The 25,353-nt window shown below is 57.6% G+C and carries 28 protein-coding genes and 1 tRNA gene; 16 read left to right on the forward strand and 13 right to left on the reverse strand.

Annotated features, from left to right (window positions below):
• Window positions 1-22 precede the first annotated feature (22 nt).
• The 3 genes from ACZ5IL_RS21345 to ACZ5IL_RS21355 all read right to left on the reverse strand — a co-directional run bounded on the left by ACZ5IL_RS21345 (window position 23) and on the right by ACZ5IL_RS21355 (window position 4,955).
• Window positions 23-1,270 carry an outer membrane beta-barrel protein gene (locus ACZ5IL_RS21345; protein WP_464594413.1) on the reverse strand — a complete coding sequence of 416 codons (1,248 nt, stop codon included), beginning with the start codon at window positions 1,268-1,270 and terminating at the stop codon, window positions 23-25.
• Window positions 1,271-2,616: 1,346 nt separating this feature from the next.
• On the reverse strand, window positions 2,617-3,777 hold the full coding sequence (locus ACZ5IL_RS21350; protein ID WP_464594414.1) for a PD-(D/E)XK nuclease domain-containing protein: 1,161 nt from the start codon (window positions 3,775-3,777) through the stop codon (window positions 2,617-2,619).
• The gene (locus ACZ5IL_RS21355) at window positions 3,774-4,955 is read right to left on the reverse strand and encodes an argonaute/piwi family protein (protein WP_464594415.1); all 1,182 of its coding nucleotides are present in this window, start codon (window positions 4,953-4,955) and stop codon (window positions 3,774-3,776) included. The genes ACZ5IL_RS21350 and ACZ5IL_RS21355 overlap by 4 nt, the downstream gene beginning before the upstream one ends.
• 234 nt (window positions 4,956-5,189) lie before the next feature.
• Here ACZ5IL_RS21355 and ACZ5IL_RS21360 point away from each other — a divergent pair, with 234 nt between their 5' ends.
• Both ACZ5IL_RS21360 and ACZ5IL_RS21365 read left to right on the forward strand, forming a co-directional pair.
• Window positions 5,190-6,011, forward strand: coding sequence for a type IV toxin-antitoxin system AbiEi family antitoxin domain-containing protein (locus tag ACZ5IL_RS21360; protein WP_464594416.1), 822 nt, complete (start codon window positions 5,190-5,192; stop codon window positions 6,009-6,011).
• Window positions 5,998-6,921 carry a nucleotidyl transferase AbiEii/AbiGii toxin family protein gene (locus ACZ5IL_RS21365; RefSeq protein ID WP_464594417.1) on the forward strand — a complete coding sequence of 308 codons (924 nt, stop codon included), beginning with the start codon at window positions 5,998-6,000 and terminating at the stop codon, window positions 6,919-6,921. The genes ACZ5IL_RS21360 and ACZ5IL_RS21365 overlap by 14 nt, the downstream gene beginning before the upstream one ends.
• A 163-nt stretch (window positions 6,922-7,084) precedes the next feature.
• Here ACZ5IL_RS21365 and ACZ5IL_RS21370 read toward each other — a convergent pair whose 3' ends face one another.
• Window positions 7,085-7,675, reverse strand: a complete 591-nt coding sequence (locus ACZ5IL_RS21370; RefSeq protein WP_464594418.1) for a hypothetical protein — start codon at window positions 7,673-7,675, stop codon at window positions 7,085-7,087.
• 635 nt (window positions 7,676-8,310) lie between these two features.
• Entirely contained in the window at window positions 8,311-8,772 is a 462-nt protein-coding gene (locus ACZ5IL_RS21375) for a hypothetical protein (RefSeq protein ID WP_464594419.1), read from the reverse strand.
• Between the two features lie 80 nt (window positions 8,773-8,852).
• On the opposite strand from ACZ5IL_RS21375, the gene ACZ5IL_RS21380 reads away from it, so the two are divergent.
• From ACZ5IL_RS21380 to ACZ5IL_RS21410, 7 genes are all read left to right on the forward strand, one after another.
• Window positions 8,853-9,443: a hypothetical protein gene (locus tag ACZ5IL_RS21380; protein WP_464594420.1), complete on the forward strand. Its 591-nt coding sequence runs from the start codon at window positions 8,853-8,855 to the stop codon at window positions 9,441-9,443.
• 190 nt (window positions 9,444-9,633) lie between these two features.
• A complete protein-coding gene (locus tag ACZ5IL_RS21385) occupies window positions 9,634-10,176 on the forward strand; it encodes a hypothetical protein (protein ID WP_464594421.1) in 543 nt (180 codons plus the stop codon).
• Entirely contained in the window at window positions 10,176-10,622 is a 447-nt protein-coding gene (locus tag ACZ5IL_RS21390; RefSeq protein WP_464594422.1) for a DUF5681 domain-containing protein, read from the forward strand. The genes ACZ5IL_RS21385 and ACZ5IL_RS21390 overlap by 1 nt, the downstream gene beginning before the upstream one ends.
• A gap of 33 nt (window positions 10,623-10,655) precedes the next feature.
• A complete protein-coding gene (locus ACZ5IL_RS21395) occupies window positions 10,656-10,844 on the forward strand; it encodes a hypothetical protein (RefSeq protein ID WP_464594423.1) in 189 nt (62 codons plus the stop codon).
• Window positions 10,841-10,996: a hypothetical protein gene (locus ACZ5IL_RS21400; protein WP_464594424.1), complete on the forward strand. Its 156-nt coding sequence runs from the start codon at window positions 10,841-10,843 to the stop codon at window positions 10,994-10,996. The genes ACZ5IL_RS21395 and ACZ5IL_RS21400 overlap by 4 nt, the downstream gene beginning before the upstream one ends.
• Before the next feature lie 50 nt (window positions 10,997-11,046).
• Window positions 11,047-12,215 (forward strand): IS3 family transposase gene (locus tag ACZ5IL_RS21405; RefSeq protein WP_464593814.1). Its coding sequence is split into 2 segments (ribosomal slippage): window positions 11,047-11,311 and window positions 11,311-12,215, totalling 1,170 coding nucleotides; the frame shifts between segments, so codons are not numbered across the junction.
• 134 nt (window positions 12,216-12,349) lie between these two features.
• Entirely contained in the window at window positions 12,350-12,496 is a 147-nt protein-coding gene (locus ACZ5IL_RS21410; protein WP_464594425.1) for a hypothetical protein, read from the forward strand.
• Between the two features lie 634 nt (window positions 12,497-13,130).
• Here ACZ5IL_RS21410 and ACZ5IL_RS21415 read toward each other — a convergent pair.
• Complete coding sequence (locus tag ACZ5IL_RS21415; RefSeq protein ID WP_464594426.1) at window positions 13,131-13,421, reverse strand: hypothetical protein; 291 nt, start codon at window positions 13,419-13,421, stop codon at window positions 13,131-13,133.
• A gap of 215 nt (window positions 13,422-13,636) precedes the next feature.
• A complete protein-coding gene (locus ACZ5IL_RS21420; RefSeq protein WP_464594427.1) occupies window positions 13,637-13,801 on the reverse strand; it encodes a hypothetical protein in 165 nt (54 codons plus the stop codon).
• Window positions 13,802-13,958: 157 nt separating this feature from the next.
• Here ACZ5IL_RS21420 and ACZ5IL_RS21425 point away from each other — a divergent pair, with 157 nt between their 5' ends.
• Window positions 13,959-14,237 carry a hypothetical protein gene (locus ACZ5IL_RS21425; RefSeq protein ID WP_464594428.1) on the forward strand — a complete coding sequence of 93 codons (279 nt, stop codon included), beginning with the start codon at window positions 13,959-13,961 and terminating at the stop codon, window positions 14,235-14,237.
• Between the two features lie 133 nt (window positions 14,238-14,370).
• On the opposite strand, the gene ACZ5IL_RS21430 is transcribed toward ACZ5IL_RS21425, so the two are convergent.
• Together ACZ5IL_RS21430 and ACZ5IL_RS21435 are read right to left on the reverse strand one after the other, a co-directional pair.
• Entirely contained in the window at window positions 14,371-14,676 is a 306-nt protein-coding gene (locus tag ACZ5IL_RS21430) for a hypothetical protein (protein WP_464594429.1), read from the reverse strand.
• A complete protein-coding gene (locus tag ACZ5IL_RS21435) occupies window positions 14,673-14,990 on the reverse strand; it encodes a hypothetical protein (protein WP_464594430.1) in 318 nt (105 codons plus the stop codon). Before ACZ5IL_RS21435 ends, ACZ5IL_RS21430 begins: the two co-directional genes overlap by 4 nt.
• Before the next feature lie 217 nt (window positions 14,991-15,207).
• Between ACZ5IL_RS21435 and ACZ5IL_RS21440 the strand changes: the two genes are divergently transcribed.
• From ACZ5IL_RS21440 to ACZ5IL_RS21455, 4 genes are all read left to right on the forward strand, one after another.
• Entirely contained in the window at window positions 15,208-16,182 is a 975-nt protein-coding gene (locus tag ACZ5IL_RS21440; RefSeq protein WP_464594431.1) for a hypothetical protein, read from the forward strand.
• Between the two features lie 50 nt (window positions 16,183-16,232).
• A protein-coding gene (locus tag ACZ5IL_RS21445) for an IS3 family transposase (protein ID WP_464592339.1) occupies window positions 16,233-17,401 on the forward strand; the annotation gives its coding sequence in 2 pieces (ribosomal slippage) (window positions 16,233-16,497 and window positions 16,497-17,401; 1,170 coding nt in all).
• Between the two features lie 76 nt (window positions 17,402-17,477).
• Window positions 17,478-18,587 (forward strand): hypothetical protein, encoded by a 1,110-nt coding sequence (locus ACZ5IL_RS21450; RefSeq protein WP_464594432.1) that lies wholly within the window; start codon window positions 17,478-17,480, stop codon window positions 18,585-18,587.
• A 460-nt stretch (window positions 18,588-19,047) separates the two neighbouring features.
• Window positions 19,048-19,902 (forward strand): hypothetical protein, encoded by an 855-nt coding sequence (locus tag ACZ5IL_RS21455; protein ID WP_464594433.1) that lies wholly within the window; start codon window positions 19,048-19,050, stop codon window positions 19,900-19,902.
• A gap of 345 nt (window positions 19,903-20,247) precedes the next feature.
• On the opposite strand, the gene ACZ5IL_RS21460 is transcribed toward ACZ5IL_RS21455, so the two are convergent.
• The 3 genes from ACZ5IL_RS21460 to ACZ5IL_RS21470 all read right to left on the reverse strand — a co-directional run bounded on the left by ACZ5IL_RS21460 (window position 20,248) and on the right by ACZ5IL_RS21470 (window position 22,377).
• Window positions 20,248-20,324: transfer RNA gene (locus ACZ5IL_RS21460), tRNA-Arg, on the reverse strand.
• A 109-nt stretch (window positions 20,325-20,433) separates the two neighbouring features.
• A complete protein-coding gene (locus ACZ5IL_RS21465; RefSeq protein WP_464594434.1) occupies window positions 20,434-22,098 on the reverse strand; it encodes a recombinase family protein in 1,665 nt (554 codons plus the stop codon).
• Window positions 22,099-22,173: 75 nt separating this feature from the next.
• Window positions 22,174-22,377, reverse strand: a complete 204-nt coding sequence (locus ACZ5IL_RS21470) for a hypothetical protein (protein ID WP_464594435.1) — start codon at window positions 22,375-22,377, stop codon at window positions 22,174-22,176.
• Between the two features lie 182 nt (window positions 22,378-22,559).
• Between ACZ5IL_RS21470 and ACZ5IL_RS21475 the strand changes: the two genes are divergently transcribed.
• Window positions 22,560-23,345, forward strand: a complete 786-nt coding sequence (locus ACZ5IL_RS21475) for a hypothetical protein (RefSeq protein WP_464594436.1) — start codon at window positions 22,560-22,562, stop codon at window positions 23,343-23,345.
• Here the strand turns inward: ACZ5IL_RS21475 and ACZ5IL_RS21480 are convergent.
• Entirely contained in the window at window positions 23,326-23,856 is a 531-nt protein-coding gene (locus ACZ5IL_RS21480; RefSeq protein ID WP_464594437.1) for a type I restriction-modification system subunit M N-terminal domain-containing protein, read from the reverse strand. The two genes, ACZ5IL_RS21475 and ACZ5IL_RS21480, sit on opposite strands and share 20 nt — an antisense overlap.
• A gap of 447 nt (window positions 23,857-24,303) precedes the next feature.
• Here ACZ5IL_RS21480 and ACZ5IL_RS21485 point away from each other — a divergent pair, with 447 nt between their 5' ends.
• The gene (locus ACZ5IL_RS21485; protein ID WP_464594438.1) at window positions 24,304-24,519 is read left to right on the forward strand and encodes a hypothetical protein; all 216 of its coding nucleotides are present in this window, start codon (window positions 24,304-24,306) and stop codon (window positions 24,517-24,519) included.
• Window positions 24,520-25,353: the final 834 nt, after the last annotated feature.

Below are 25,353 nucleotides of genomic sequence, written 5' to 3' on the forward strand. Positions count from 1 at the left end.
GACCGCGCCGCTCCGATAGCCGTCAGAAGAGAATGCCGGTCTCCACCAACGCTCGGACCTGATCGCGTTGGTTGAGATCGCGGCCGAAGCCGTAGCCGGCTTCGAGATGGCCAACTCGGACATAGGACAACTCTCCACGCACGAAGAATAAGCCCTTCTCGTAAGTCGGAGTAATGGTAAGCGACCAGGCGTCGCTCTTTGCCCCATAGAGCAAATTTGTCGGCGTGCAGTTAGGGTCGGCGCCACACGTTCCGCCGGTCGCTTTTATATATTCGGCGCGGGCGCCGACGGACCACTCCTTGTCCAGCGCGTATTTGGCGAGGAGGGCACCTCCAAAGGTGCCGGCCGCGCGATCAATTCCGAGTCGGTCATCACGCCCAACGTGATTGTATTGCAAGTAGGGCGTGAGTGTTAGCGGGCCGCTGGTGTATGTGTAGATCAGGTTGAAGATGCTGCTATTATTCTGCAATAGCGGCGTTGCAGTTGAAGATTTGTCGTTTGGCGACAGGCTGCCTGCACCCACGAAGGCGATCGAATGCGACGAATCGATCGCATAGGTCAGCGCGCCCGAAAGCCAGTTCAATGTGCCTGAGAAAAAGCCATCGTTCAGCGACACCGACGCGCTGAGCGGGCCGTGCCCATAATTGATCTGAACACCGCGGTTGACTGCGTTCTCCTGATTCCAAAGCAGCCCGCGCGCGATGTTGATGTTCTGGAAGGTGAAGGTCGACTCGGCCCCCACCAAAGTTGGCAGGTGGCCCGCTACAACTGACAGCTCAGGATTGATCACCGCCTTGGCATAAGCAACAGAAACTGGACCGTATAGCTGGCCTGTCGCCTTTGTCGCTTGCAGATAGGAGGAGCCGAGGACTGGCACAGAATATGCGCCACCCTGAATGTAGAACTGCACCGGCCCCTTGGTCGTTTGAAGCTCGATCTGAGCGCTGGTCACATCGACGAAACTGCCCTCATTGCCAGTACCCCCGGCGTGGGTGGGATGAGTTTGGACTGCGCCGATTCCGATCAGTTGGCCGCCGACGAAAACCGAACCAAGCGAACCCGCATCTATCGAGAAGGGATCGGAATTTGGCACAAGCGGGCCAGAAAAGCTGGGCGTGGAAAGAGGCTCGGCGTGCGCGACTCCTACATCGAAGAGTGCGCTGCAGCCGCCCAGCGTGAGGGCGAATTGCAAGATCCCCAGGTCGAATCGACGACGCGCGGTGCGCCCGGACGTCTGAAGTGTTTGCGAATATGGCGATTGTGATGTCATCGGTGCATTCCCCTCCTTGGAAGGGTCAATGCGCGCGAGAACTAAGAGGGGTCGCGGAAAAGCGACGCCTTATCTTTCGGCAGCACGTAAGACGCCGCGACCGTTTCGCGTGTATTCGGTTGTCCTCTTGAGCGTTGGACATGATCCTCACCAAACTAAGAAAGCGACGAAGGGGCGGGTTATCGTTTCCTGGGACCAGATCCCGTAGAGCGATCACCAGGGGACAGCTCCTGAACGTGTCCCGCGCCACACAAAGCAAAACATGTGCCAGCCTATCGGCACTCGCTATTGCTACGGTCTGCTTCGCACTTAGCCTTTGGCAGCACCTAAGACCGGCTGCCAAAGCGGGGATGCCCGTTCATGCTCGCTTAGCCCCTCACGTCAGCGATTTCCGTCGATTGAATTCCGAGGGAAGGAGTGAGGCTGGAGTTATTGACGATGAGCACTGCATAAAATTTCATCGATCGGCGCAGGAACGCCATAAGCCGACCCCAGACGGCCTCATTGGAGATCTGAAAATGCAGGACTTTTCGGAGGACGGCGCCTCGCCTGGGTGAGCAGGCGAACTGGGACGAGTGATGCTTGCAAGCCGCTCTAACGAGATATTCCAGAAAACATAAACCAAGAACTAAATTTGGCGGCGGCCGCATTTCGCTGCCCGCGCGGGGATTTTCGCGTGCCTATCTTTCCCGCTCCGGATTGCCTGCCGACAACGGATGCTGAGCTCCGGTTATCCTTCCATCGCTTGTGCACCCGTTTAGTGCATGCACGGCGTTAAATTTGGGCAGTGATCTGCGTGGATTCTGGGCAAGGCGATGCTGTGGCCATCTCATTCAAGATGAGCTGAGCCATCCTACTCGCCGGGAGTTATGCGCGATGCAATCGGAAAAATTGAACAGAATAAAGCGCGCGGAAGCTATTCTGCTACTCTCTTAGGCACCTATGTCGGCGTCAGCTTAGCTATCCGGCCGCTTACCCGGTGCTTACTCAGTCCAAAGCTGGAATTGGGTCAATGCAGATCAGCATTTAATTGGCGCACCGCCTCAGGTGATGATGCGAACTATGTCTACTCCATAGTCCTCTAAGGCCCTCCTTTGGTGAGAAACGAGGCCTACCGCTCCCCGGATATGGAAGCTATCGCGCGCACTGGGTGGCTAGGGCATTGTTGGAGCAGACCTCCGATTAAGCAGGTACGATCCTCTGACCAAAAGCGAGCCATCAACGCGCCAGTGAACCGTATCGCAGATTCATCCCTCGTCAGGAGACTCTCCGAGATTCCGTGGTCAACCTTCCGCCGGTTAGATGTCGCCAGCGTCTTGTTGGATCGAAACGCAGGCAAGGCCCGCCTATGCCGTCCGCGCCATTTTTGCGGGTCGCGGGATAATCACGGCCGCAATAATGCCGGAGATCGCTTCAAGACCCATTTTGATCTCGTGATGTTGATCGGTCTGCGCGGCATCGTCCCAGATATACGCAATAATACCGTCGTAATCGGTTGTTTTGCTCAAATAGAGGCTCGCGTCGGCTGCAACCTCCTCGATCAACTGAGCCCGATCCGCCTGCCGATCGCGCCGCAGGAACTTGACCTCAATAATCGTGCGTAAGCGTGGAATACCCAAATCAACGCGGGGATGCTTCGGCCCCAGCGAGGGCAGACTTTCTTCGTCCTCAAGGTCCGGAAACAGCGGCGCCAGAACGGCCCAAAGCATATCCTGCACATTATATTCGTTCGCGATCTCCCAGAGCGCCGGCATCGAACGGAGCGTCTTCTCTCCGTATGGCCAGCGCTTGAGTGAACGGCTCGTTCCTTCGAGGATTGCAACCAAATCGCCGCGCGTCGCGGTGCGCGGCACAATTTGAGCTGCGCGTGCCGTCAGTTCCTGTAATGCCACCAAGCGCGCGGCGGCCCGGTCAGGTGTCTCAGGCCGTGTGAAAGCCATTGCTGATGCCCACGCAGCCGCTAGATCGGCTGGCATCTGACCTATGCCTCGGGATGCCGTGGCAATGCAGAGATCCGTGGGAGAGATGGTCAAACCTGTCCCGCCCAGTACAAGCTTTGCCGTTTCCACCAGACCTCGATTCCATTCATCGTCGAGTAATGACAACGAGCGATCGAGCACATGCGTAAGCCAGCTACTGTTCCCAGCAAGACTTGATTGCGACGCGCCAAGCGCAACCCCGAGGAGCGCAACGCCATCGATCTCGAAGCGCAGCGGCCGTCCGCTCGCAAAGTATGATCGGCCTGCGAGCTGAGCCACGTCTTCTCGCAGCAGCGCAGTGGTCTCGCCAGGAAGCTGGCCGGAGACAGCAGCATACCCCAGAACCGCGACATGTTCCGGATGCCGCTGCTGGCCATTTTCAGTGGCTGCTTCCACCAGTGTCCGCAGCGCATTCGTGTCTTTCAGCAGCCAGGCGCAGAATGCCCGCACATGCAGTGGGCCTGTCGCAATAGCGGCGTGCGCTCTCAGGTCTTCAGCAAAGTCATAGAGCCCGATTTGTCCCGTCATAAGAACCACAACGTTCTACCGATCTGCCCAAACTGAATGGTATCCGGGTCCCAACCGGAAACAGCGCTTAGTCCGGCCAGTCGCTCGGCGATCAGGTCAGAATAGCGGATTGTGATCGGGAACGGCTCGGGCGCGAGCATACGCCACGAATTACCTGCGAACTCATACGCCTGCCGTGCAAGGTATGTCATGTCGCTGAAAGTCGAGAGCCGATGCAGTTTCAGGAGGCAGGGTCGCGGCGTGCCATCACTCGCCTGTTTCAGCTCCGACGCTCCCGAAAATACAATGAGGGACTCGAAGTCGCCGAGTTTCCTCGCGATGGACCAAGAATGCCCTTCTTCGCGTTGCCGTAGCCGATGCCGTCCTGCGTGTTGTCGAACACAAGATAGGGGTTGATCCTGGGCGATGTGCACGAATGCAAAGGTTACCTCGCTGAGGCCCTGGTCTTCGACCGCGCGTTTGATCGCCTCTGCTTCCGCATCCTTAAGAGGTTTGAAAACGTGGAACACCAGCCGGACCTTGTCCGTGCTGCGCCAATTGTCGTCTGTGCGGACTTTGGCAATCGACCGCTTCACAGTCTCGAACAGAGCCTGAGGATATTCATCGTAGGGTACGGCGGAAGTCCTATCGCTCAACAGATAGCTGGCGTCGCTTGAGAATACGGTGGTAATGCCAACATAACGTTGCCGCGAGCCAATGCGGCTGTTGCTGAAGTTACGGGTGCGTGTCTCGACGATCAAACCCGCAGTGGCGCTGTCGCGGCCAGAGAAGATGGTGCGCGTCTCGAATTGAAGCGAAGTCCGCCGCTGCATCCAGGCCGGCAAGGACCGATGGTGGATCAGTCCCTTACTGACCGATCCGATCACGGTAACGGGATAGTCCGAATAAATATCCCTTTGTCCTGCGAAGACGCGCAGAAGCGTTGCCTGCATCAGACCGGCCCACAGCTTGCGCTCTTTCGCAAGATCTACTTGCTGCGTGACGTTACCCAACGGCTTCGCGCCTACCGCGATTGGAATATCGAGCACCGTATCGCCATCGCGGCGGAACACATGCGTCGTACGGAATGAGCTGCGCAAGTCTGCCAGACGTTCCGCATCGTATGCATGGCTTCCAATCAGGACCGTGGTAGCCCCTTCCAGAGACAGGGGCGCAAAGTTCAAAGTGAGTTTTGCCATTGATGACGCTTTGAGTGTTAATCCATCAACTTACGGGTGTTTCGCGTATTTTCGATCACTTAGCCCATCATGCGAAGTCCTGTTCACAGCTTGTTCCAAACCGGTCGAGTTTGCCCGCGCGGCCCGATGACCAGCCTTGTTTGACATATGTGATGGATATCAAACTAGCATTTGGTTTGGAATCGTGCCATAATGTCAAGCATGGCTGGACCAAATGCGACCAAAATAAACCGATTGGAAAACGAGCTGCCTGAAGGGCTCGTTGTCGATGGTCCGTGGCTGGAAGGCCATGGCGTTACGCGTCAGCTGCGAAACTACTACGTCCATAGCAGTTGGCTGGAGCAGCCCGCCCGCAACGTGTTCGCCCGTTCGCGCGGCCCCCTCAAATGGCAACAGATCGTCATATCGCTCCAGACGATCCTGCAATACTCGCCGCTCATAGTGGGTGGCCAGACCGCGCTCGATCTCCATGGCTTGTCCCATTACCTGAGTCAGCAACCCGCCGAAGTTCATCTCTACGGTCCCAAGGGACCGCCAGCGTGGGTCAACAAACTCGGGCTGGAGCAGCGATTCATATATCACAACGATACGCGCCTGTTCCGCAACGATCCCGTCCATTACGGACTCACCAGCCTTGCGTGGAACGTCAAATCCAACAGTGGCCGCAACCTGATGAAACTTCAGGGCGGCAACACCGTCTCCATGGCCTGGGGCCAATGGGACTGGCCTTTGACGCTTTCGACGCCGGAGCGGGCGATCCTTGAATTCCTGGATGAGTTGCCCAACCGGGCCAGCTTCGACAATGCCGACAAGATCGTGCAGGGCCTCTCCAATCTCAGCCCCCGGCGCATGGAGAAACTGCTCGCCGACTGCGCCAGCGTAAAGGTCAAGCGCCTGTTCTTCTTCTTCGCTGACCGTCACGGTCATTCCTGGCTCAAGCGAATAGACCGCAGCCGGATCGATCTCGGCTCCGGCAAGCGCATGATCGCGCGTGGCGGGCGCCTTGATCCTGTCTACCAGATCACCGTTCCGAAAGACCTCGATGCCAACGAGTGAAATCTATCGCAGACAGGTCATCCTGCTGTTACGCATCATTCCGTTCGTGGCGGCGGAAGAGGTGTTTGCGCTCAAAGGCGGCACGGCCATCAACCTGTTCCTGCGCGACATGCCAAGGCTCTCGGTCGATATCGACCTGATGTTCCTGCCCGTGATGCCGCGCGCGGACTCGCTCGTCCGGATCGATGCCGCGATGAAGCGCATCGAGGCGGCCATTCTCGCCAATATCGCGAAAGCGAAAGTGAGGCAGGGTTTCACCGACGAAGCTGTCACCAAGCTGTTCATCAGCGCCGACCAGGCTCAGGTGAAAATAGAACTGTCTCCTGTCACGCGGGGAACAGTCTTTGACCCGGAACTGCGGCCTGTCGCGCAGAGGGTCGAAGAAGAGTTCGGATACGCCGAAATGCCTGTAGTCTCGTTCGCGGACCTGTTCGCCGGCAAGCTCGTGGCGGCGCTCGATCGTCAGCACCCCCGCGACCTCTTCGATGTGCGCAACCTGTTGGCCAGTGAGGGCATAACTGACGACCTCCGCGAAGCCTTCCTCGTCTATCTCATTAGCCACAACCGGCCGATGTATGAGGTGCTATCCGGAAAGAAGAAAGACCTCACGCAGGAATACAGGGCGGGTTTCGTCGGCATGACCGATGAGCCTGTAGAGATTGCGGATCTCATTAAAGCGCAGGACGAGATGATCGCAATCCTGATCGGCGGCATGCCGGATCGACACAAGACTTTCCTTCTTGGCTTTGAGCGCGGCGAGCCGGACTGGTCCCTGCTCCATGTTCCTCATGCCTCTTCGCTTCCTGCGATTCGATGGCGGCAGCAGAATCTCGATACCCGCACTCCTGAACAGCGGGCAGCGCTTGTCGATGGACTGGAGCGCGCTCTTGGCGTCCGTAGCGACAATTGAGCGTTATCTCTGACGGGCTGAAGACTGCATTTTGAGCAACTGCGATCAGGGCCCCGCAGCGGCCCTTTCAGGATTTATTGAATACGCGCTGATCGCGCGCGAAGACAGACGGCGATTTTTGTCATAGGCGCTCGGCGCTAGCCAAAGGTTCAGGCTCGGCGCATCACTCAAGATGGTGAAACTGATCGGCCACCAAGCGCATATGAGAAATATGCCGAACAATCCAATATCTGTGTTCGCTGACATCCGGGATGCGCTTGCGTGCCGATAGCTTCTTTAGCGCGGCCACATCCGAACGAACGCCTCCTACCGCGATAGAATCGATACGGGCCAATATGCCGTCGAACTCCTGCGTACCCCACGATTCCTTTTCGAGCTGCTCGCAGAGAGCGATGATCTTCTCGCCGCGCGTTTCCCGCCGGTCAGAGACATTCGGATGACCGTTCGGACCGTTGCGTTTGAGAGCGGGATCGGCATGGGCAGCCGCAACGTGCCCGCGCAATTCCTCGACAAGTTTGCGCCAAGCCTCCGCCCAGCGGTCAGCCTGCATCCGAAAATGCGAGTCACCCAGAAAATAGTATCCCGTGAAATGAGCCGCTGCGGCTTTTGGCAGGGCGCGTATCGATTCCATCACGCCCGTCAGCCAGCCATGCATTTGCTCGGCATCTCCATCAAAACGGTCAAACGATGCGAAGTGGTTCAGGCGGTTCAGATTGTGGTCGGTCGGATGATCACCGGTGTCGAAATAAAGCATGGCTTGCGTTCCTAACGGCGGCTGTCGCGCGTACGAATCTTTCCTCGGCACATTAGCACGCCCTGCGGAAATGTTCCCGTTTGGTTCTTTACCGGATCAGGGCGCGTGCTATCATTTGAGTCGGGCACTTTCTGGCGAATGGCGGCACCAATGACTGACGACTTTCTGAGTACCGTGGATCAGGAAGCGATTGCGGAGGCGATCGCGCATCAGAATGCGATTGATCGCGGAAGCCGGTCCCAAGGCACCTCACGGCGCGATCCCCTATAAAGGGGTCATTATCGATAGCCGATGGGATGTCTTGTCCGAATACCGTCTCATGCGGGCAGTCGTGGATACTCTTCCAGACCTCATGCGCGTGCGGATTGAATCCATCTGGTGCGATTCAAATTGCACCGCCAATTACATTGTCACGGTAAAGCCTGGTCGTTTTGCGCGTGACCTTCCCTATGCCGTTGAAGAGACCGTTAACGGCATCCATATGTTGACGGCAAGCCGAGCGCGTTTGCTCTCACAGAAGGTGGACGCAGCCTTTTCACGAGGCTTATTGCCCAGCTTGCCAAGTTCGAAGCCGAGCAACTCAGCGGCATCCCTCAGCAAGACCTTGCAGTCATGCGAAGCGTGCTTGAGAAACTCTACAACCGCTTGAGACCTTCGTAGCGGCGCGCCGGGTGGAACGACAGGCCGATGGCGCGACCACTGATCCACGGATCGACGCCGTATTGAAGGCCCTGCACGTCGCCGTATTCGAGCACGATCTGCGACATGACCTCCTTCCATCCCGACGAGCGCTCTCGGATGTCAGGGCCCTTCTCGGTCTCCATCACCGATTGGATCTCAAAGGCAAGGATCTTCTCAGCCGGGACGATCTGGTAGATCGGGTTCTGGCAAGCCGCATCCTCGTCAAGTTGTCCGGCGCCTTCGACCAGGTTCAGCCCGCTCTCGAGGCTCTGGAGAACCTCGTAGACGGGATGGAAGAATTGCGACGAACCCGCCGTCGCCTCAAGCTGGCACGGCAACAGTCCCGTCTTGGATTCGTATCGGCGTAACGCGCGGCGCGGCGGCGTCTCGGCCGACAGAGGCGACGAAGCCCACACCGCCTCCGATCGATCTAAACGCGGCTCCGACGTTCCCTCGTCGCACCTCGCCGGATCAGGGTGGCAAGCCGCGTTTCGTGGTGGCTGGCGACGAGGGTCCGCGCATCCGGGACGATGAGAAGCGGCGTCACATCTACTGCATCGGCGGCATCCCGGTTCGGATTAAGATCATGCGGAAGGACGGCAACGCGATGAACGTCTATCGCGTGACGGACACCGTCGGCGCGACGGGCTGGCAGTACCGCAAGCCGGAAGGCTTTACCGCCACCCCATACTTCGCCGGTGGTAATCCGTTCGAGGGTGAGCAGGAGCACTTCATTTACTGGCCCGAAGGCGAGAAGGATGTGGATACGCTCGGGCGGATCGGCTTGGCGAACAACGCGGCGCAGATTATCGCTACTGGTGGGTTCAAGTGGCCTCAGAAGGCAATGCAGGCGATCCAGAATTGGAATGTTGGGCGCAATCTCGACGACCTCGCCCGACTCTTAACCGATCCGGCGGCTACCGATCAGTTTCGGGCCATCGCCACCGCTCCTCGAGGGAGCAGCAAGGCGCTGGCGCTCACTGCCAGGCTCGCCATCACCGGAGCCAATAGCCGGAATGTCGAGGGCCGTCCCCGCGTCGAGATCGATACCACCGGTTGGCGTGGCGCGACGGGACCGCCACGCTAACACCTTGTCACGAACGATGACGATTGCCGCCGTGACGAGAAACGCCGTCAAGATGCCAAACGCAAAGGCGGTGCCGTAGTCAGGTTCTTTGCCGAGCTGACGACCGACATCGAACTCTGAAATTACAAACGCCGCAACAATCGCGGCCTGCAATGTCATCCAGGCAAGAGCTTTCATGAAGGGAGCTTACATGACCGGCCTTGAAGAAGCACCCCTCGGGCTCCCGAGCTTTGTCCGGGAACGGCCGGAGCCGTTTCAATCCGACAGCATCTTTGGGCAATTCGTGTTCTGGCGCCCTGACAAGACAGGCAATGATGTATTGGACCACGCGTTGGGACGGCAGCATTTTGAAACCGCCCTCTCGTTCGCGCGCGGCATCCATTCCAACACATTCTTGGCTTTCGTGCTCGGTGGCATCTGTCAGGCCGGGCCAGGATTGATGGAGAGCGGATTTATCGAGGCCCTATCCACGAAAGCGACCTATGGCAGCTTGCCTAACATGATCACGGATGCCGAGGCATTCGAACTGTTCAGCGCGACCGGGACGACCGACGACGAGGTGAGGTTTGGCGAGACCGAAGCTCGGGACTATTTGACCCTAGCGCAGGAGACGCAATGCCCGGAGGTGGTTGCCGCATTGATGGAGTCGATCGTCCGTTGTGAAATGCGCCACGGCTCCCTTTCATTTTTCTGGACCGTCTGTGGCGCAGCGTACCTAGGAGGACTGAATTGATGGCCGGCGCTGATGATACAGTCGGGAAGCAGCGCGGGAGGCCATTCGAAAAGGGGCAGTCTGGCAACCCTGCCGGGCGCCCGAAGGGATCGCGTAACGCGACCACGGTTGCGCTGGAAAACCTGCTGGACGGGCAAGCCGAGGCGTTGACGAACAAGGCGGTAGAGATGGCGCTGAACGGTGACATGGCGGCGCTGAGACTATGCATGGACCGCATCCTCCCGCCTCGGAAGGATCGCCCGGTCACCTTCGATCTGCCTTCCATCAATAGCGCTGGCGATGCGGCGACCGTGACTTCTGCTGTTCTCTCGGCGGTGGCAAATGGCGAAATTACTCCCGCCGATGCCGGCGAGATCGGCAAACTCGTTGAAGCCTATGTGAAGGCATTCGAAACGGCCGAATTGGCGGAGCGTCTTGAGCGGCTGGAAAGGATGACAGCGCAATGAGTATCGGCTGCCACAAGCCCTGGGGATACTGACATGACCAGAAGCATTGAAGCGCGATTGAAGGATATCGAGGTCAGACTGTCGCCAGCATCTTTCCGGACATGTCATCGTATCGTCGGCGACTCTGTGGCCGAGTGCGAGTCAGTGACGGCGGCCTTGATCGCCAATGGCCGGGCCTCACCCTCAGACAGGTTCATCCATCGGGTGATGGTGTCACCATGACGACGCGCAATCTACAATCCCGGCTTGTGAAGCTGGAAACGAGAACGACGCGGCCCAACGAATTGTTGGTGATCTGGCGGCGGCCGGGGTCGGACATTTGTACCGCTGTCGCCGGCCAGCAGTTTGCCAGCAGCGACTGGTCTGCCCCCTGAAAAGTGGTCCTCCCTGAATTAGGCTATTAGCCGTTAGAGAGGACATTGGAATGCCCCAGAAGAAGCACAAGGCGGAAGAGATCGTCGCGAAGCTGCGCCAGGTCGATGTTTTGCTTTCACAAGGCAGATCGGTTGGCGAAGCGGTTCGTTCGATCGGCGTGACGCAGTTCACGTATTACCGGTGGCGCAAGGAGTTTGGTGGCCTGAAGGGCGATCAGGTAAAGCGCTTGAAAGAGCTTGAGAAAGAGAACGACCGGCTGCGCAAGGCAGTGTCGGACCTGACGCTCGAGAAGCTGATCCTGAAAGAGGCTGCCTCGGGAAACTTCTGAGCCCTTCCCGCCGTCGCCGCTGCGTCGACCATGTCATGGTGAAGTTCTCCGTCTCGGAGCGCTTTGCCTGCAAGGTTCTGGGCCAGCATCGCTCGACCCAGCGCAAGAAGCCGCAAAGCCGACCGGATGAAGAGGCATTGACGACCGACATCATCAGTCTGGCCTTACGCTACGGCCGCTATGGCTATCGCAGGATCACGGCGATGCTGCGGTCCGAGGGTTGGACGGTGAATGCCAAGCGTGTCGAGCGTATCTGGCGGCGGGAGGGGCTGAAGGTTCCTCAGAAACAACCGAAGAGAGGCAGACTCTGGCTGAATGACGGATCGTGCGTCCGGCTTCGGCCCGAGCATCCAAACCATGTTTGGTCCTATGACTTCGTCGAGGGCCGGACCCACAATGGCAGGAAGTTCCGCATGCTCAACATCATCGACGAGTTCACCAGAGAATGTCTGGCGATCCGGATTGATCGCAAGCTCAACTCGACCGACGTCATCGACGTCTTGTCGGACCTGTTCATCCTACGCGGCGTGCCCGGCCACGTTCGTTCTGATAACGGGCCGGAGTTCATCGCCAAGGCAGTGCGAGAGTGGATTGCAGCTGTCGGCGCCAAGACCGCGTTCATCGAGCCCGGAAGCCCTTGGGAGAACGGCTACTGCGAGAGCTTCAACTCGAAGCTTCGCGACGAACTGCTCAACGGTGAGATCTTCTACAGCCTCGCCGAGGCCAAGGTCATCATCGAGGCATGGCGGCGCTACTACAACACCGAGCGACCACACTCATCGCTCGGATATAAACCGCCGGCGCCAGAGGCCATCGCCTGGCCTTCAAAGCCAGCCGGATCGCTTCCGCCAGCAGCGCAAGCAATGGCCGAAAAGCCGATTATGCATTAAGACTGAAACCGGACCACCTCATAGGGGCAGGCCAATCTTGCCCGGAGTGGATCGGCGACGGTGAACTGCCTTCGGCGAAATGGCATCGCGACCGGTTATCAGCATCGATGACGGATCAGGAATACGATTGCGTCATGCAATCCATGTTACGAGCGGTCGCCATCGAAGATGCTGACCGGGAAGACCAGGGCCATATCCCGTTCCCGCGCATGTCAGAGGAGACCATGAAGGCAATGCCGGACAACGAACTGGTCCACGCTGTCATGGGAGTGCAAACATGAAAGCCGCCCTTTCCCGTCGTCTGGCATTGCTGGAAGCGCGGCGGGGTAATACAGCCCGCCGCATACATATTGTTATGGCGACCAATGAGGATGATCGGCAGCGACAGGTAGCAGCGTTGGTCGCGGCGGGAGCCGTTGGCTCATGGGATGGCTTTTTGTGCCTGACAGGTCGGCCTTGTTCTCGTTGAAGGCTGCCTGAAAATACAGATCTTTATCAGAAGGCGGCCTGGTCCGGTGAACGCGCGCGGCGGACTTTTCCTCAAAAGTGGGGAAAAGTCCCAATTCTTAGCTCGCTTGCGAATATCCCGAAGATAGACGCTGGATAAAAGGCGAATGCGCACGATCTGGCCGAAGCAGTTTAGCGACACTAGATTAGTGGTGGGACACCCTTGTCCCTCCATTGACTTAGGCCGCCGGCAAGGCATCCCCCACCTTTGGCGGCCTCTTTCTGGGCGTTCCTAGCGACCGCGCCATTCGACGCGCTGGTAGGTGAGCGCTCAGCCTTTACTTTGCATTCACCCGACTGTGAGAATCTGAACTCAACCCGAGAGGGCCAGTATTCGTGCGTACAAAGCCCGCTGCCGACTGGCGGCGGGTTTTTTGTTGCCATCACCAGCGGCCCCGCCCATCCGCTCTATTTACCCACTAGGCGTGTGAGCTTCGCATCGCAGGCGACTTCGGCCTCGTCGAAAGACTTAAATGGTGAACCTGTGATTTCGGCTGCGCCATAGCCTCCGTAAAGCGGGCGCCAGGATGCTACGTAACCTGGTCTTCCGTGAAAGCCGGGACCGGCAAAGCTTTTGAAGTAACTGATGGTGAAGGAAAAACCGTCGCTATTCGCACTCCAAATTTCCATCTCCTCGACGGCACGCTGGAATTGGAGCGCCGCCATTCGATAGGGCAGGTCTCTCAAGGTGCTGGACATCGCGATACTCCACATGCGATGCGGGAAATGTAAGCTCGGTTCGGAATTTGGGGAGTCTAGTTGACCTGCCATCTGGCGCCACCGCCGGGGAACCTTTAAGAAATCTCCAACATATTGAAGCAGTTGGGAGCCGATCCCAAGCTGTAGCGGCTGGGCTCCCATCGGGAGGCGGCGTGATACCGATCCGGACGGCGCTGCCCCCAAGCTGATCGAGATCACCTATCGGTCGGATCGCGTAGCCGCTTCATCGTGAATTCGATCTCGCCGCCGGGAAGCTCCCGCCAGATTTCGACTTCAGTCATGCAAGCCGCGGCGGGCCAGAGATTCAGAAACGCCCGCGCCCCTAACATCGTATCCCCAACGGCCCTTGTCAGGTCCATTGGGCCCAGTCCGCTATTGGATTGCCTGCTGTTAACGGAATTAACCATAAAGAATCTATTAAGAATACGCGTCAAACTTTTCCGGAGGTCGTGGCTTATCTTACCTACAGACGATGCACCGCGCGATGCACCCGAAAGCATGACGTTGGGGGTAGGTATGACACCAGACATCTTAAGAAGCGGGGGAAGTTTCTCAGTTGTCAGCGCGAAGGAAGGAGTACGAAATACCAACGCTGATGTGCTCGCCAAGGTGATTTTAGACATCAAGGTGATTTTAGAGATTGAGAGCGCGCTGGCGGACGACTTAGACTTCGGAGAGACTCGAAGCTCACGACCATTGCAGGATCAGCTGCTCCTGCTTATGGACCGAGCCGGTGCTGTCGGCGCGGCCAAGATAATACAGGCGGGATATAACGAGCTGAGGGTAGTGAAGTAACAATAGGCCACTAAGCAGGAGGACTAACGGTTCTCCACCTGCGCCATATCGGCAGGAACGGACTCCGCACCCTCATGATCCCCGAGCCAGAATTGGCCCGCTGTGGGTTCAGCCGGCGGGCTGTCTCTCGCATTCATCCATCTTGCATCCAAGCGATCTGCCGCCGAATGGCATCTAACGTCAGGCTGCGCACATCCTGATCGCATTCAAGCGCATCCCACGCCTCGCCTGGAAGGCCAGCAAGGTAATCGATCTGGCATTGTAGGTCGGCAACCTCTGGCGTCCGCGCCAGGATGACAGCTTGGAGCGCAAACCCGCCTAATGATTGGGCTGCGGATCGGTGCGCTTCTATTGCCACCTCCATACTGACGTTGACCGGAACGCCCCACTCGCAGCGTTTCAAAACCTCATCCACATTCAGCTCTCGGTTCGCCTTCATCGTGCTGCGTCTTTCGCCGCCAATTCCAAAACAGCATCGACGAGGTTTCTCAGGACTAGATGATCCCAGTCAGCGTCTTCGTCGGACTCATCCCAGATGTGTGAAGCGCCAAACTTTGCGAGCCGCGCCTTTACCGCAAGTCCGGCTAATGTCGTGGCCGGGATCGCTAAGATGGCGCGGCTAGGGGCGTCAGAGCGGTTCAGGATGTCGTCCGGATGCTCGCCTTGCTCATCGAGCGCTTTCAGACCGACTTCGTCATAGAGTCGCTCGTGAAGAGTTACGCCGTCCTCGCTTTTGTGGAGTTCATCGTGCAAGCGAGAGCTTAGCTCGTTCCACAAAGGGCGATATTTCGCGCATGTGGTTTTGTAATCATGGATGCAAAGGTCCAATTCCCGACCGTATGCCAGAAGTGCATCGTCCGAATGCCTGGCTTTTGCGGGCAGGACTGTTGGGATCGCGGCAGCCGCTGCGACTGCGAGCAACCCCCGTCGAGACGTGACAGCAGTAGTGCTCATCCGCGACCAAAACGACGTGAGCTCGCACGTATTCGAACTGGAGAAGAAAGACGGCTATCTCGCGACGAACAGCCTCATCTTCGACTCGGCTCTGATCGCAAGAGCCTACGGCGAACTCGATCGCGGCGGCACGAAGGAAGCCTTCAGAGTTTCCGATATCACGATGGATGGGCTACCGCTGAGCGACTGGCTGGCAACTTCGAAAACGTTCGCCAGCGCCGCCGCGCGTCGTGGAAATCTAATCGTCGTCTTCTCCCCGAACTTGCGGCCAGTGGCCGAAGATCTCGAATCTCGTTTTTCCGAAGCGGCGTTGCTGTTCACTCAGCTCGCCGATTTCCGCTCCTTCGCTCACGGACGACACCTGTGGCTGACAGAGCGGTCATCCGACGTCGCTCTGCTCGGCCTGATCGAGCCAGATGTACGACAGCTTTGGGAAAACATGCATCCCCAAGTGCCTGCCACGGTTCCAAAATTCTGTATCCCGCTCGAGGGCGCGAAACCTCGAGACCTCCTCACGGGATTGATCGCAGAGATGCATCTCGTTTCTGAAATCGCGAACGCCGCCGATAGGAATATAGCGAAGCCGGAGGTATCCGAGTTCGGACGAAAGCTATATTACGCGGACCTTGCATCACTAATCCCTCCGCCGTTGGATGACGCGATCAGAGGAGAGCACGCCAAGTACGAGGTGCTTGGAGCGCACTGGCCCTCACCACGCAAAAGCGGCAAGATCCGCCGAGCGCTTGAGGCCGTCGAACAGGAATTCGAATCTCGCGCATTCCGTGCGCTTGTCTTCGACTACGACGGAACGCTCTGCAGCTCCAACGCGCTGGATCTGCCACCTCCAGACTCAATCATAGAACAACTCACTAGACTGGCTCGGGGCGGCATCGTGATTGGCGTCGCCTCCGGCCGAGGCGATTCCGTCGCCGAACATCTGCGTAACCGCATAGATTCTTCTTTATGGCCCCTATTCTGGTCTGCCCCCTGAAAAGTGGTCCTCCCTGAATTAGGCTATTAGCCGTTAGAGAGGACATTGGAATGCCCCAGAAGAAGCACAAGGCGGAAGAGATCGTCGCGAAGCTGCGCCAGGTCGATGTTTTGCTTTCACAAGGCAGATCGGTTGGCGAAGCGGTTCGTTCGATCGGCGTGACGCAGTTCACGTATTACCGGTGGCGCAAGGAGTTTGGTGGCCTGAAGGGCGATCAGGTAAAGCGCTTGAAAGAGCTTGAGAAAGAGAACGACCGGCTGCGCAAGGCAGTGTCGGACCTGACGCTCGAGAAGCTGATCCTGAAAGAGGCTGCCTCGGGAAACTTCTGAGCCCTTCCCGCCGTCGCCGCTGCGTCGACCATGTCATGGTGAAGTTCTCCGTCTCGGAGCGCTTTGCCTGCAAGGTTCTGGGCCAGCATCGCTCGACCCAGCGCAAGAAGCCGCAAAGCCGACCGGATGAAGAGGCATTGACGACCGACATCATCAGTCTGGCCTTACGCTACGGCCGCTATGGCTATCGCAGGATCACGGCGATGCTGCGGTCCGAGGGTTGGACGGTGAATGCCAAGCGTGTCGAGCGTATCTGGCGGCGGGAGGGGCTGAAGGTTCCTCAGAAACAACCGAAGAGAGGCAGACTCTGGCTGAATGACGGATCGTGCGTCCGGCTTCGGCCCGAGCATCCAAACCATGTTTGGTCCTATGACTTCGTCGAGGGCCGGACCCACAATGGCAGGAAGTTCCGCATGCTCAACATCATCGACGAGTTCACCAGAGAATGTCTGGCGATCCGGATTGATCGCAAGCTCAACTCGACCGACGTCATCGACGTCTTGTCGGACCTGTTCATCCTACGCGGCGTGCCCGGCCACGTTCGTTCTGATAACGGGCCGGAGTTCATCGCCAAGGCAGTGCGAGAGTGGATTGCAGCTGTCGGCGCCAAGACCGCGTTCATCGAGCCCGGAAGCCCTTGGGAGAACGGCTACTGCGAGAGCTTCAACTCGAAGCTTCGCGACGAACTGCTCAACAGTGAGATCTTCTACAGCCTCGCCGAGGCCAAGGTCATCATCGAGGCATGGCGGCGCTACTACAACACCGAGCGACCACACTCATCGCTCGGATATAAACCGCCGGCGCCAGAGGCCATCGCCTGGCCTTCAAAGCCAGCCGGATCGCTTCCGCCAGCAGCGCAAGCAATGGCCGAAAAGCCGATTATGCATTAAGACTGAAACCGGACCACCTCATAGGGGCAGGCCACAGACCTTTGAGGACAAAAAGTTCGATGGACGGAACCTAAAGTTGCTTTACGTCACCGGCCGAGGGTTCGACGTCCGTGCGGGAATCGTTCTTTCTCGGTACGTGGAACGATTGAAGGCTTCGGAGTGCACGATAGACAGCGCCGAACTGCTTCTGGTCGGATTTGCGGACTATCAGATGTCTGACGAACTCAACGCGTTGACGGAGCGTAACGAAGTTGAAATTCAGGAGCTTTTTGCCGAGATTGGATCATCGAAGAAGGTCTGGATCGGAAGCGACGTCGACGGAGAGGACGATATAAACTCCACCATCTCGTTGAAGCGTGCCGCCGCCGAAATCGTTAATGCGATTGGGGACCACACCGATGTCGTGTTGGACGTTAGCTCTTTGCCACGGCTCGCCTATCTGACAATCATGCTGGCTTTGCTGGCGCGGATAGTTCCACGTGGCACCGGCGGAACATCGCTGTTTGCCAATGGTCTCACGTTCCAAGTCCTCGCCGCAGAGGACGCCATGCTGGATAGCCAGATCCATTCGGATGATCCTAGCAGCGACCTCACATTTGTGCCGAGCTACTCAGAGGCGCTTCAATCCGAGGCGCAAAGAGACGATCCCCTTGTTTGGTTTCCGATGCTCGGAGAGGACCGTTTGGGTCAATTGAGCAAGGTCGAAGAAGCGATACCTGCATGGGCCGAGATTTGTCCCGTCTTACCTCATCCGTCTCGCAATCCGCGTCGCGGAGACAAACTGCTCGTCGAGTACGACGGCATCCTGTTCGGAAGAAGGGAAACGCCGACCAGCAACATCATGCTAGTCAACGAATCGCATCCCTTCGAAGTCTATCGCCAACTCCTCGGCGCAATGATGCGCTTCCGGAAGACCATGGGCGTGCTGGGAACATGTAGGTTCGTTATAACGCCCTTAGCCAGCAAGCTGATGACCGTCGGGAGCGACTTGGCATGCTTCGAGATGAAAATGCATTCGGCAGACTATCTCTCAAGCGTCGCTATCCCGTATGCCGATCGAAGCCGACGATTTCAGCTTTGGTTCTCACGGGCAATGCATACGATAACAGATAGGTTATCTAGGATGCGATCGGATCATGGGGACCGCGTTCAGAGCTTCTGCGACAGAACGCCCTTTGTCAGGTAGTCGAGGAAATCCGGATCGGCAAGAACGGAGCTGTAGAACGCGTAGTCCCAGCTGTTCGGGCTTGGCCAAGCCGCGTGGAGACGGCCCTGCGAAACGTCGTGGCCCGATGACCGCATCAGATGCGTCGAGATAATAATGCCGCTAAAACGAAAGACACGCGATCTCGAGTTAGCCCGCCGACGTCTCAATGCCGCACGACAACGCTGCGCAGGGCAGCGAGCGCGCATCGCGCGCCAGTCATCGGAAGGACGTCCTACGATGCGGGCAGAGGCGCTTCTTACTGTTCTGGACGGACGCGAACTGCGCGCGCGGGCACCTTGAAGCGTTACAGGGCTGGCACCGCAAGCACCCATACGTGCACGTTCCGAAATCCGTAAAAAACCGCTTGCTGAAAAGGAGCCCCCGGGACAGGACGAACCCAGACAAGGCCTCCAGATGGGACGAGGATGTTCGAGCGGCGTTGGACAAGCAATTCCTTGATGCACCGCACTACAAGGCCTACGTACTCGAGCTCTGGACAAAATATCTCACGCTCGGACTTCCAAACCATCACTTCGTGCGAGAGATCTCCAGCGGCGGCGACGGCAAGGTCACGCAGCGCATTTGGGAGATGATGCTGGCAACGCATTTTGATGCGCTCGGCTTTGTCATGACGAGCGCGGATGAAGGTCCGGATCTGCGTATCGAGCATGACGGGCACGTCATTTGGATCGAAGCTATCTGCCCTACGCCGGCCGGTATTCCGGACCAATGGATGCTGCCACTGAGCGCTGGCGAGTTCGTCGTAGGCGACGTGCCGCACAACGAGGTGCTCCTCCGCTGGACGGCTGCTATCAAAGAGAAGCGAGAAAAACTGGACGTATATCGCACGAAAGGAATCGTCGGCCCAGACGATTGCTTCGTAATCGCCGTGAACGGCGGCCAGCTCGGCAGATTTCCTCTCAACGAAGGCATTTCGCAGACGCCCTACTCGTTCGAAGCCGTCTACCCTGCCGGACCAACAACGCTCGAGATTGACCGCAAAACAAACCGGATCGTGCGTTCATATAAATCGCTGCGATCTTACGTGGAGAACGCCAACGGCGAGCCGGTCCCGACCACTGCCTTCATCGACGGTTCGAACGCCGGTGTGAGCGCCATTCTCGGATACTCCGCGGATCGGTCGCAGGCACCCGTGCTGACTGCAGACATTATACACAATCACCTCGCCGCTCAGCCGATTAGACGGCAGCTCTTGGGCCCAGATAACACCGAATGGGGTAAGATTTCAGAAGTTGGCGGAGAGATCGAGGTCGGCAAGATCAACAGGATCTAGTCACCTCGAGATGCCATTGCGCTCGTCCGACCCGGGCGCAAGTAAGTGCCAACCGTGACGATCAATCAGCAGAAATCCAAATGAACATAACCTTGCAAACGGCCTCGGCACCGGTCGATCGTTGCTCCGCGCTCGGCTGAAGGGCACGCAGACCAAGATTGTCGGACCAAGATCGGTAGGCTTGTCTGATGTGAGGACCACTGCACGTAACGCCGTTGCAACCGAATGCACCTTCTTGCCCTGGCAGCAGCTCGGAACGATGACTGTAACCGTGTCAGCGTTTGCTATGGGTTTGCTATGAGCTCGCCAAGTAGCATGGACCAGAACGTAAGACATTGAAATTATTGGCGCACCCGACACGATTCGAACGTGTGACCTTTGCCTTCGGAGGGCAACGCTCTATCCAGCTGAGCTACGGGTGCGAAGGCATTCCATTTAGCCGATTGACGCGAGGCGGGCAACGGCCGGCATGGCCGGTTTTGAGCTTAAAACGCTCGGCTGGAGGGTGCGTAACCCCTCCTCAGGCAACGGTCACACGTTCGAATCGTGTCGGGTGCGCCACTTGGTACTCATCTGCGAACTTAGGTCGGTCCCCGATTTACTGGCAAGAACTGCCTTTTCCAGCACATCTTTACTGCCCTTGATGCGAATTTGCGCGTCGTCAACCTCGATGACGTCGATCAACGACCGAAGGTAGGCTTTTCGGAATGGCGTCGATCCGGTCGTCAGGTTTTCGCGCATGGTCCGGCCAAAGCTCTCAATAAGTGCCGGGTCGATGCGGATATCGGCTCTATGCCTTGATTTGGTTGCTTCAAGCGCCGCCTTTGCGCGGTCCCGATCCGCTTTTAGGTTAGTCAGTCGGCCCTGCAAGACCTCATCGAGATCGGTGACGCCGTCTTCGACAAGTCGGTAGAGGCGTTTGAGCCGCTCGTCTGCTTCCGAAACCTCGCGCTGAAGAGCCATTATGCGCTTATTCTCGCTCTCGGCTTTTGCAGCGCGCCGGGCCTTCAGGGAGGACAGCATTACCGCAAGACGTTCCGGCTGGAGCAGACGCTCGACAAGATGTTCGGTGACAAGGCCATCCAGCTTGTCCATCGGGATCGAGCGACCCTTACACACGGACTTTCCCTTTCGGGCGCAGGTCGAGCAGGTATAATAGCGATGAACTGCGCCGGTCGATGATGTCCCAGTGCGAAGCGTCATCGCGCCCTGACAGGTCGCACATACCGCAAGCCCTGTGAGCAGAATGGGTCCGGTGGTGAGCCGAGGAGCCACAACTCGCGGGCTGCGAGCTCGAAGCTGCGCTTGAACCTGTTCGAAAACGTGTGGCTCGATGATGCTAGGAACAGCTATCTTGACGATCTCAGCATCTGGCTTGCGCTGCCGGGTTCGAGAGGAAGTTACATTGAACTGCCACTCGCCGATGTAGACGGTGTTGGTGAGAATCTTGTGAACGCCGGCGACCCCAAAAGTCTGGCCCCGGCGAGTTCGATAACCATTGCGGTTGAGCCATTTGACAACTTCCTTGACGCCAAGGGCACCCGAACTCCCGTCACCGTAAAGATAGAGCTTGTAGATGAGACGGACGTATTCCGCTTCGACGGCATCGACATCCAGCTTTTTCTTGATTTTGGTGCCACGCTTGTCAGCTTCGATGAGCTTGTAGCCCAACGGAGCCGTGGCGCCGTTCCAGAAGCCCTGCCGGGCATTTTCCTTCATCGAGCGAATGACGTGCTTCGCGTTCTCTCGTGACTGATATTCATCGAACAGCGCAATCACCTTGCGCATCATGGCGTGGACTGGTTCGTTCTCATCGCCGACCGGTTGGGTGACCGAGACCACCCTAACCTTGTGCCGAGCCAGCTTCCGCAGATAGAATTCCTGTTCGAATGCTTCACGGAAGAAGCGGCTGTAACTGTGTACAATGATGACGTCGAAGGCGTTTTCTCCATCGCAGGCCCGCTCGATCATTTGCTGAAAGATCGGTCGCCGATCGTCGGTCGCAGAAGCACCAGCTTCGACAAACTCTGCTACAGACTCGTAGCCGTGAGCGTGACACCAGGATTGCAGTTGATGGCGCTGGTCGGGAATCGACAAATCGTGCTCAGCCTGCCGCCCTGTCGAAACTCGCATATAAAGAGCTGCCCGAGGCATCGATGGCAGCGTCTGCGTCTTCGCGCCTTTGTGAGCGTTCATGGGAAATACCAATTTGTGAGGCTGCCATTCTTGCACCCCAGAGAGGCACCGCCAAGGCGTCCGAGCAATTATCGCTCAACCTTTCAGGATGTCCCCGATCAGCTGGCCAAGGTAGGTCTCGGTGATATCGAGCTCTCGCTCCGTCACCGGAGGAGTTGCCGTCCAATCGTCAATAACTTCCGGGTGGCTCGATGGCTCCCGCGGAAGGGTGTCCGCGACAATGCAAGGATCGTCATTAGCGACGATCACTAGTGCTACAGAACCGCGCTTCCGACTCATTTCTACGGGCATCCGTCAAGCTTCGCGGGCCTTTGGACGGGGCCGCGCTTGACGGTGCGTAACAGGGCAAACAAGCCCGACTGCCGTAATCGCTCGAAACTGGAGTAGTCTCGGAAGTACGCGGAGGGCGACGCCCGATTCGCTCAGACGGTATCAATCAAGATCGATTCCGAGGTCTCGACATGCGCGTCATGGACATCCCGTCGTTCCCGAGACCGATCAAAATCCTTGATCTTGAAACTCTTTTCTCAGCCCGCCTCAACGAGACGGTCGTGATGTGGCCCCGCCAGGCGATCCCGCTCTTGGGTTACATGCGCCACCCGAACGACGAGGCAGAGCGCCATGGCTTCGTGAGCCTGCTTCGCAGTTGGCCGAACTACGAAAGACCGGGACAGCCACCGGTTCCCGAAAGGCTCTCCCGAATCCAGGGCAATTGGCTGAGAGTCGCTGATATTTTTCATTTATACTGTGACCTGGTCGATGGTCAGCACCAGGAGCGGCGGGGCGGGCCCAGCATCGGAAAGACCATTTCGCTGGCCGCGGCCAAGACAGAGAGCCGAGGCACCGGCGAGGCCAATCTCTGGAAGCTTTGGAGCGACTACAAGGACGTTGCACACCTTGTGACGGCGGCCAGCTTGGTTCGGCGCGAAGTGCGCAAAAGATTTGCTGGAAGCCCGCCAAGACTGAACCCCACTCAGTTTTTGCCGTTTCAGATGGCGCTTTTGATGCCTGATCTGGTGTTGGCGGTGGCGCTGGAATTTGAGCGGTTCGGCCGCGCAAAGGGAGAAGATCCGCGGTCAGAGCCGGCGCTTGACCCCGATACGCACTGGCGAATCCCAAACGACATCAATGTCGCGCCGCTCCCCCCGCCGTTTCGCGAGATTCGGCCGCAGGACATTAAAATCCTGAACGAACGCCGCGCGGGCAATCGCGGGCGTGCCAACAAGACTACTCCAGTTTCTGACTGATGCATGGGATGGACGTCGAAGTCCGGGATATCTCCACGGTGTAACGCTGTCGGAGCGATGTCTGGCGGCGCCGAACCAGAGAGGTTGCCGTCATGGAATTGCAGTCGCCAAAATCGTCTCCGAACACTCCGACCGCGGAAGGCATGCTGACGCCTAAGGAGTTTGCGAAGGCGCAGAAGGTCAGCCTGTCGTGGCTCGCCAAGACGTGCTCGGAGACGAGCGCGAACATGGTCGCTGGATCGCAATTCTTCAGCCGAGACCAGCGCATGTCCTCGTAGGCGACGCCGCCGCCCTTGCCGATGTCGTCCTTGCCCGCCGGGAAAATGCGCCGCGCGATCGGCCGCTTCAGCCGGTTGGCCTTGTTCTCCTCGCGGGTGTGGGCCTCGTCGAGACCACGAATGAACAGGAGGTAGGTGATCTGTTCGATGACCTCGATCGGGTTGGCGATGCCGCCTGCCCAGAAGGCATTCCAAACATTGTCGATTTTAGATCGAAGCTCGCCCGTCAGCATTCCAGCCCCCCCAATCAGAGTGAATTTAGATGGCGGGGGACCGGGAGGGAAGGCACATGATACAGCGAGGGAAAGCTCCTGGTGGACGTTCTTTACCAGCCGTTATCCCTGATGGGCGCTTTACCGGAACGGCCGGCTTTGACAAGGCTTAGCTCCGAGGGAGTTAGGCGATGGATGAAATGGCAAAAATCGACCACATCCTGGACGAGTTGCTCGTGAGCGTAGACGAAATGGTCTTGCGACTGTCGCACCCCACCGTGACAAAGACGTCGGACGAGCGCGAAGCATTGGCTCGATCGGTCGCCCGATACTCAGTCTGTGCATCTCGCTCGGCCGAGCCGCGAGTGCACAAACTTAAAGCCGAACTCGAAGATGACCTGAAACGTCGACTGAGGCTAGTCGTCAGCAGATAAGCCGGCCAACTATGCGGCGCCGAAGCGGGCGGCGGTGCCGAAGATCAAGGACGAATGGAATTATCTTCGACGGCAAACCAAAGATCCGTCGATGCCAACCATCGTCCAGATACCCGCCAATGTATTTCTTTGCCCGATGATTCTCGTCGCTTTCGACCGCCGTCGCCTCAGCGACCCGAGCATGTGCCGGGACTCTTGTCGCGCTGATGAGCGCTTTGCGCTGCTCGAAAAATATATATTCATCCTTTAAAATAGCGGCTTTCTTTGATTTGATCAGATCCGCAGCGGGCATTTGAAGGCAGCTTTTTCGCACCTATTCGCCGGAATGACGCGCCCTCAAAGCTTCTCTCATTTTTTTCTGAGCTATTTTTGGCTAGTGGCACGAAAAACTGCAGCAAAAACAAAGAACCTAGTTTCTATTCAGAGCTATTCGACAACAATCGTAGGGTCTAAATTTCTATTTTCGAGCGGAAGGGCATCGCTAAGTTTCGCTTTTAGTTTCTACTTGAGGCTCGTTTGTTTCTATTCGAGGCGTGTTAGTTTCGGTTTTTGCCATTTTGTTTCTATCGAAGCGCTCGATGACGTGCTGGTCAACCAGGGGCCGAGTTCAAAACTGGACGACGTGTCGAGCGAAGTCGGAACCAACCGGTCGGCGCCAGTGCTGAAGCCGTCATTGACGATCGCTCCGACTGACTCAATCCATCAGCGCGAGCGACCACCGAGGTTGGGGCGCCGACACCCAGAACGCCATAGGTCGTAGAATGCATTTAGACGCTCGCCAGTGAGTCGGTATGCTTGGCGCCACCCAAATGCCGCCGGCGCGGAAAAACGAATCAGCGACTCTCTGGGCCTATTCTGGAGCCGACGCTACGGGCGACGAATAGGTCGTCGTTTACCCACCGCAAGCAAGACGCTTAGAAGGCTCGTCGACAAGTCTCGCTGACGATTACTCAGGATCCGGACCGGCGATGAGGCAAAAGACCAAGCCTGTTAATCATCGGCGGCGCCACTGACTGGGCTAGTCGAACAGAGCCTCGCCGGCGGCGCCGTCAATTTGATCACCGACAAACTCCGTTCGACTCAA

Source organism: Nitrobacter sp. CN101, assembly GCF_055390255.1.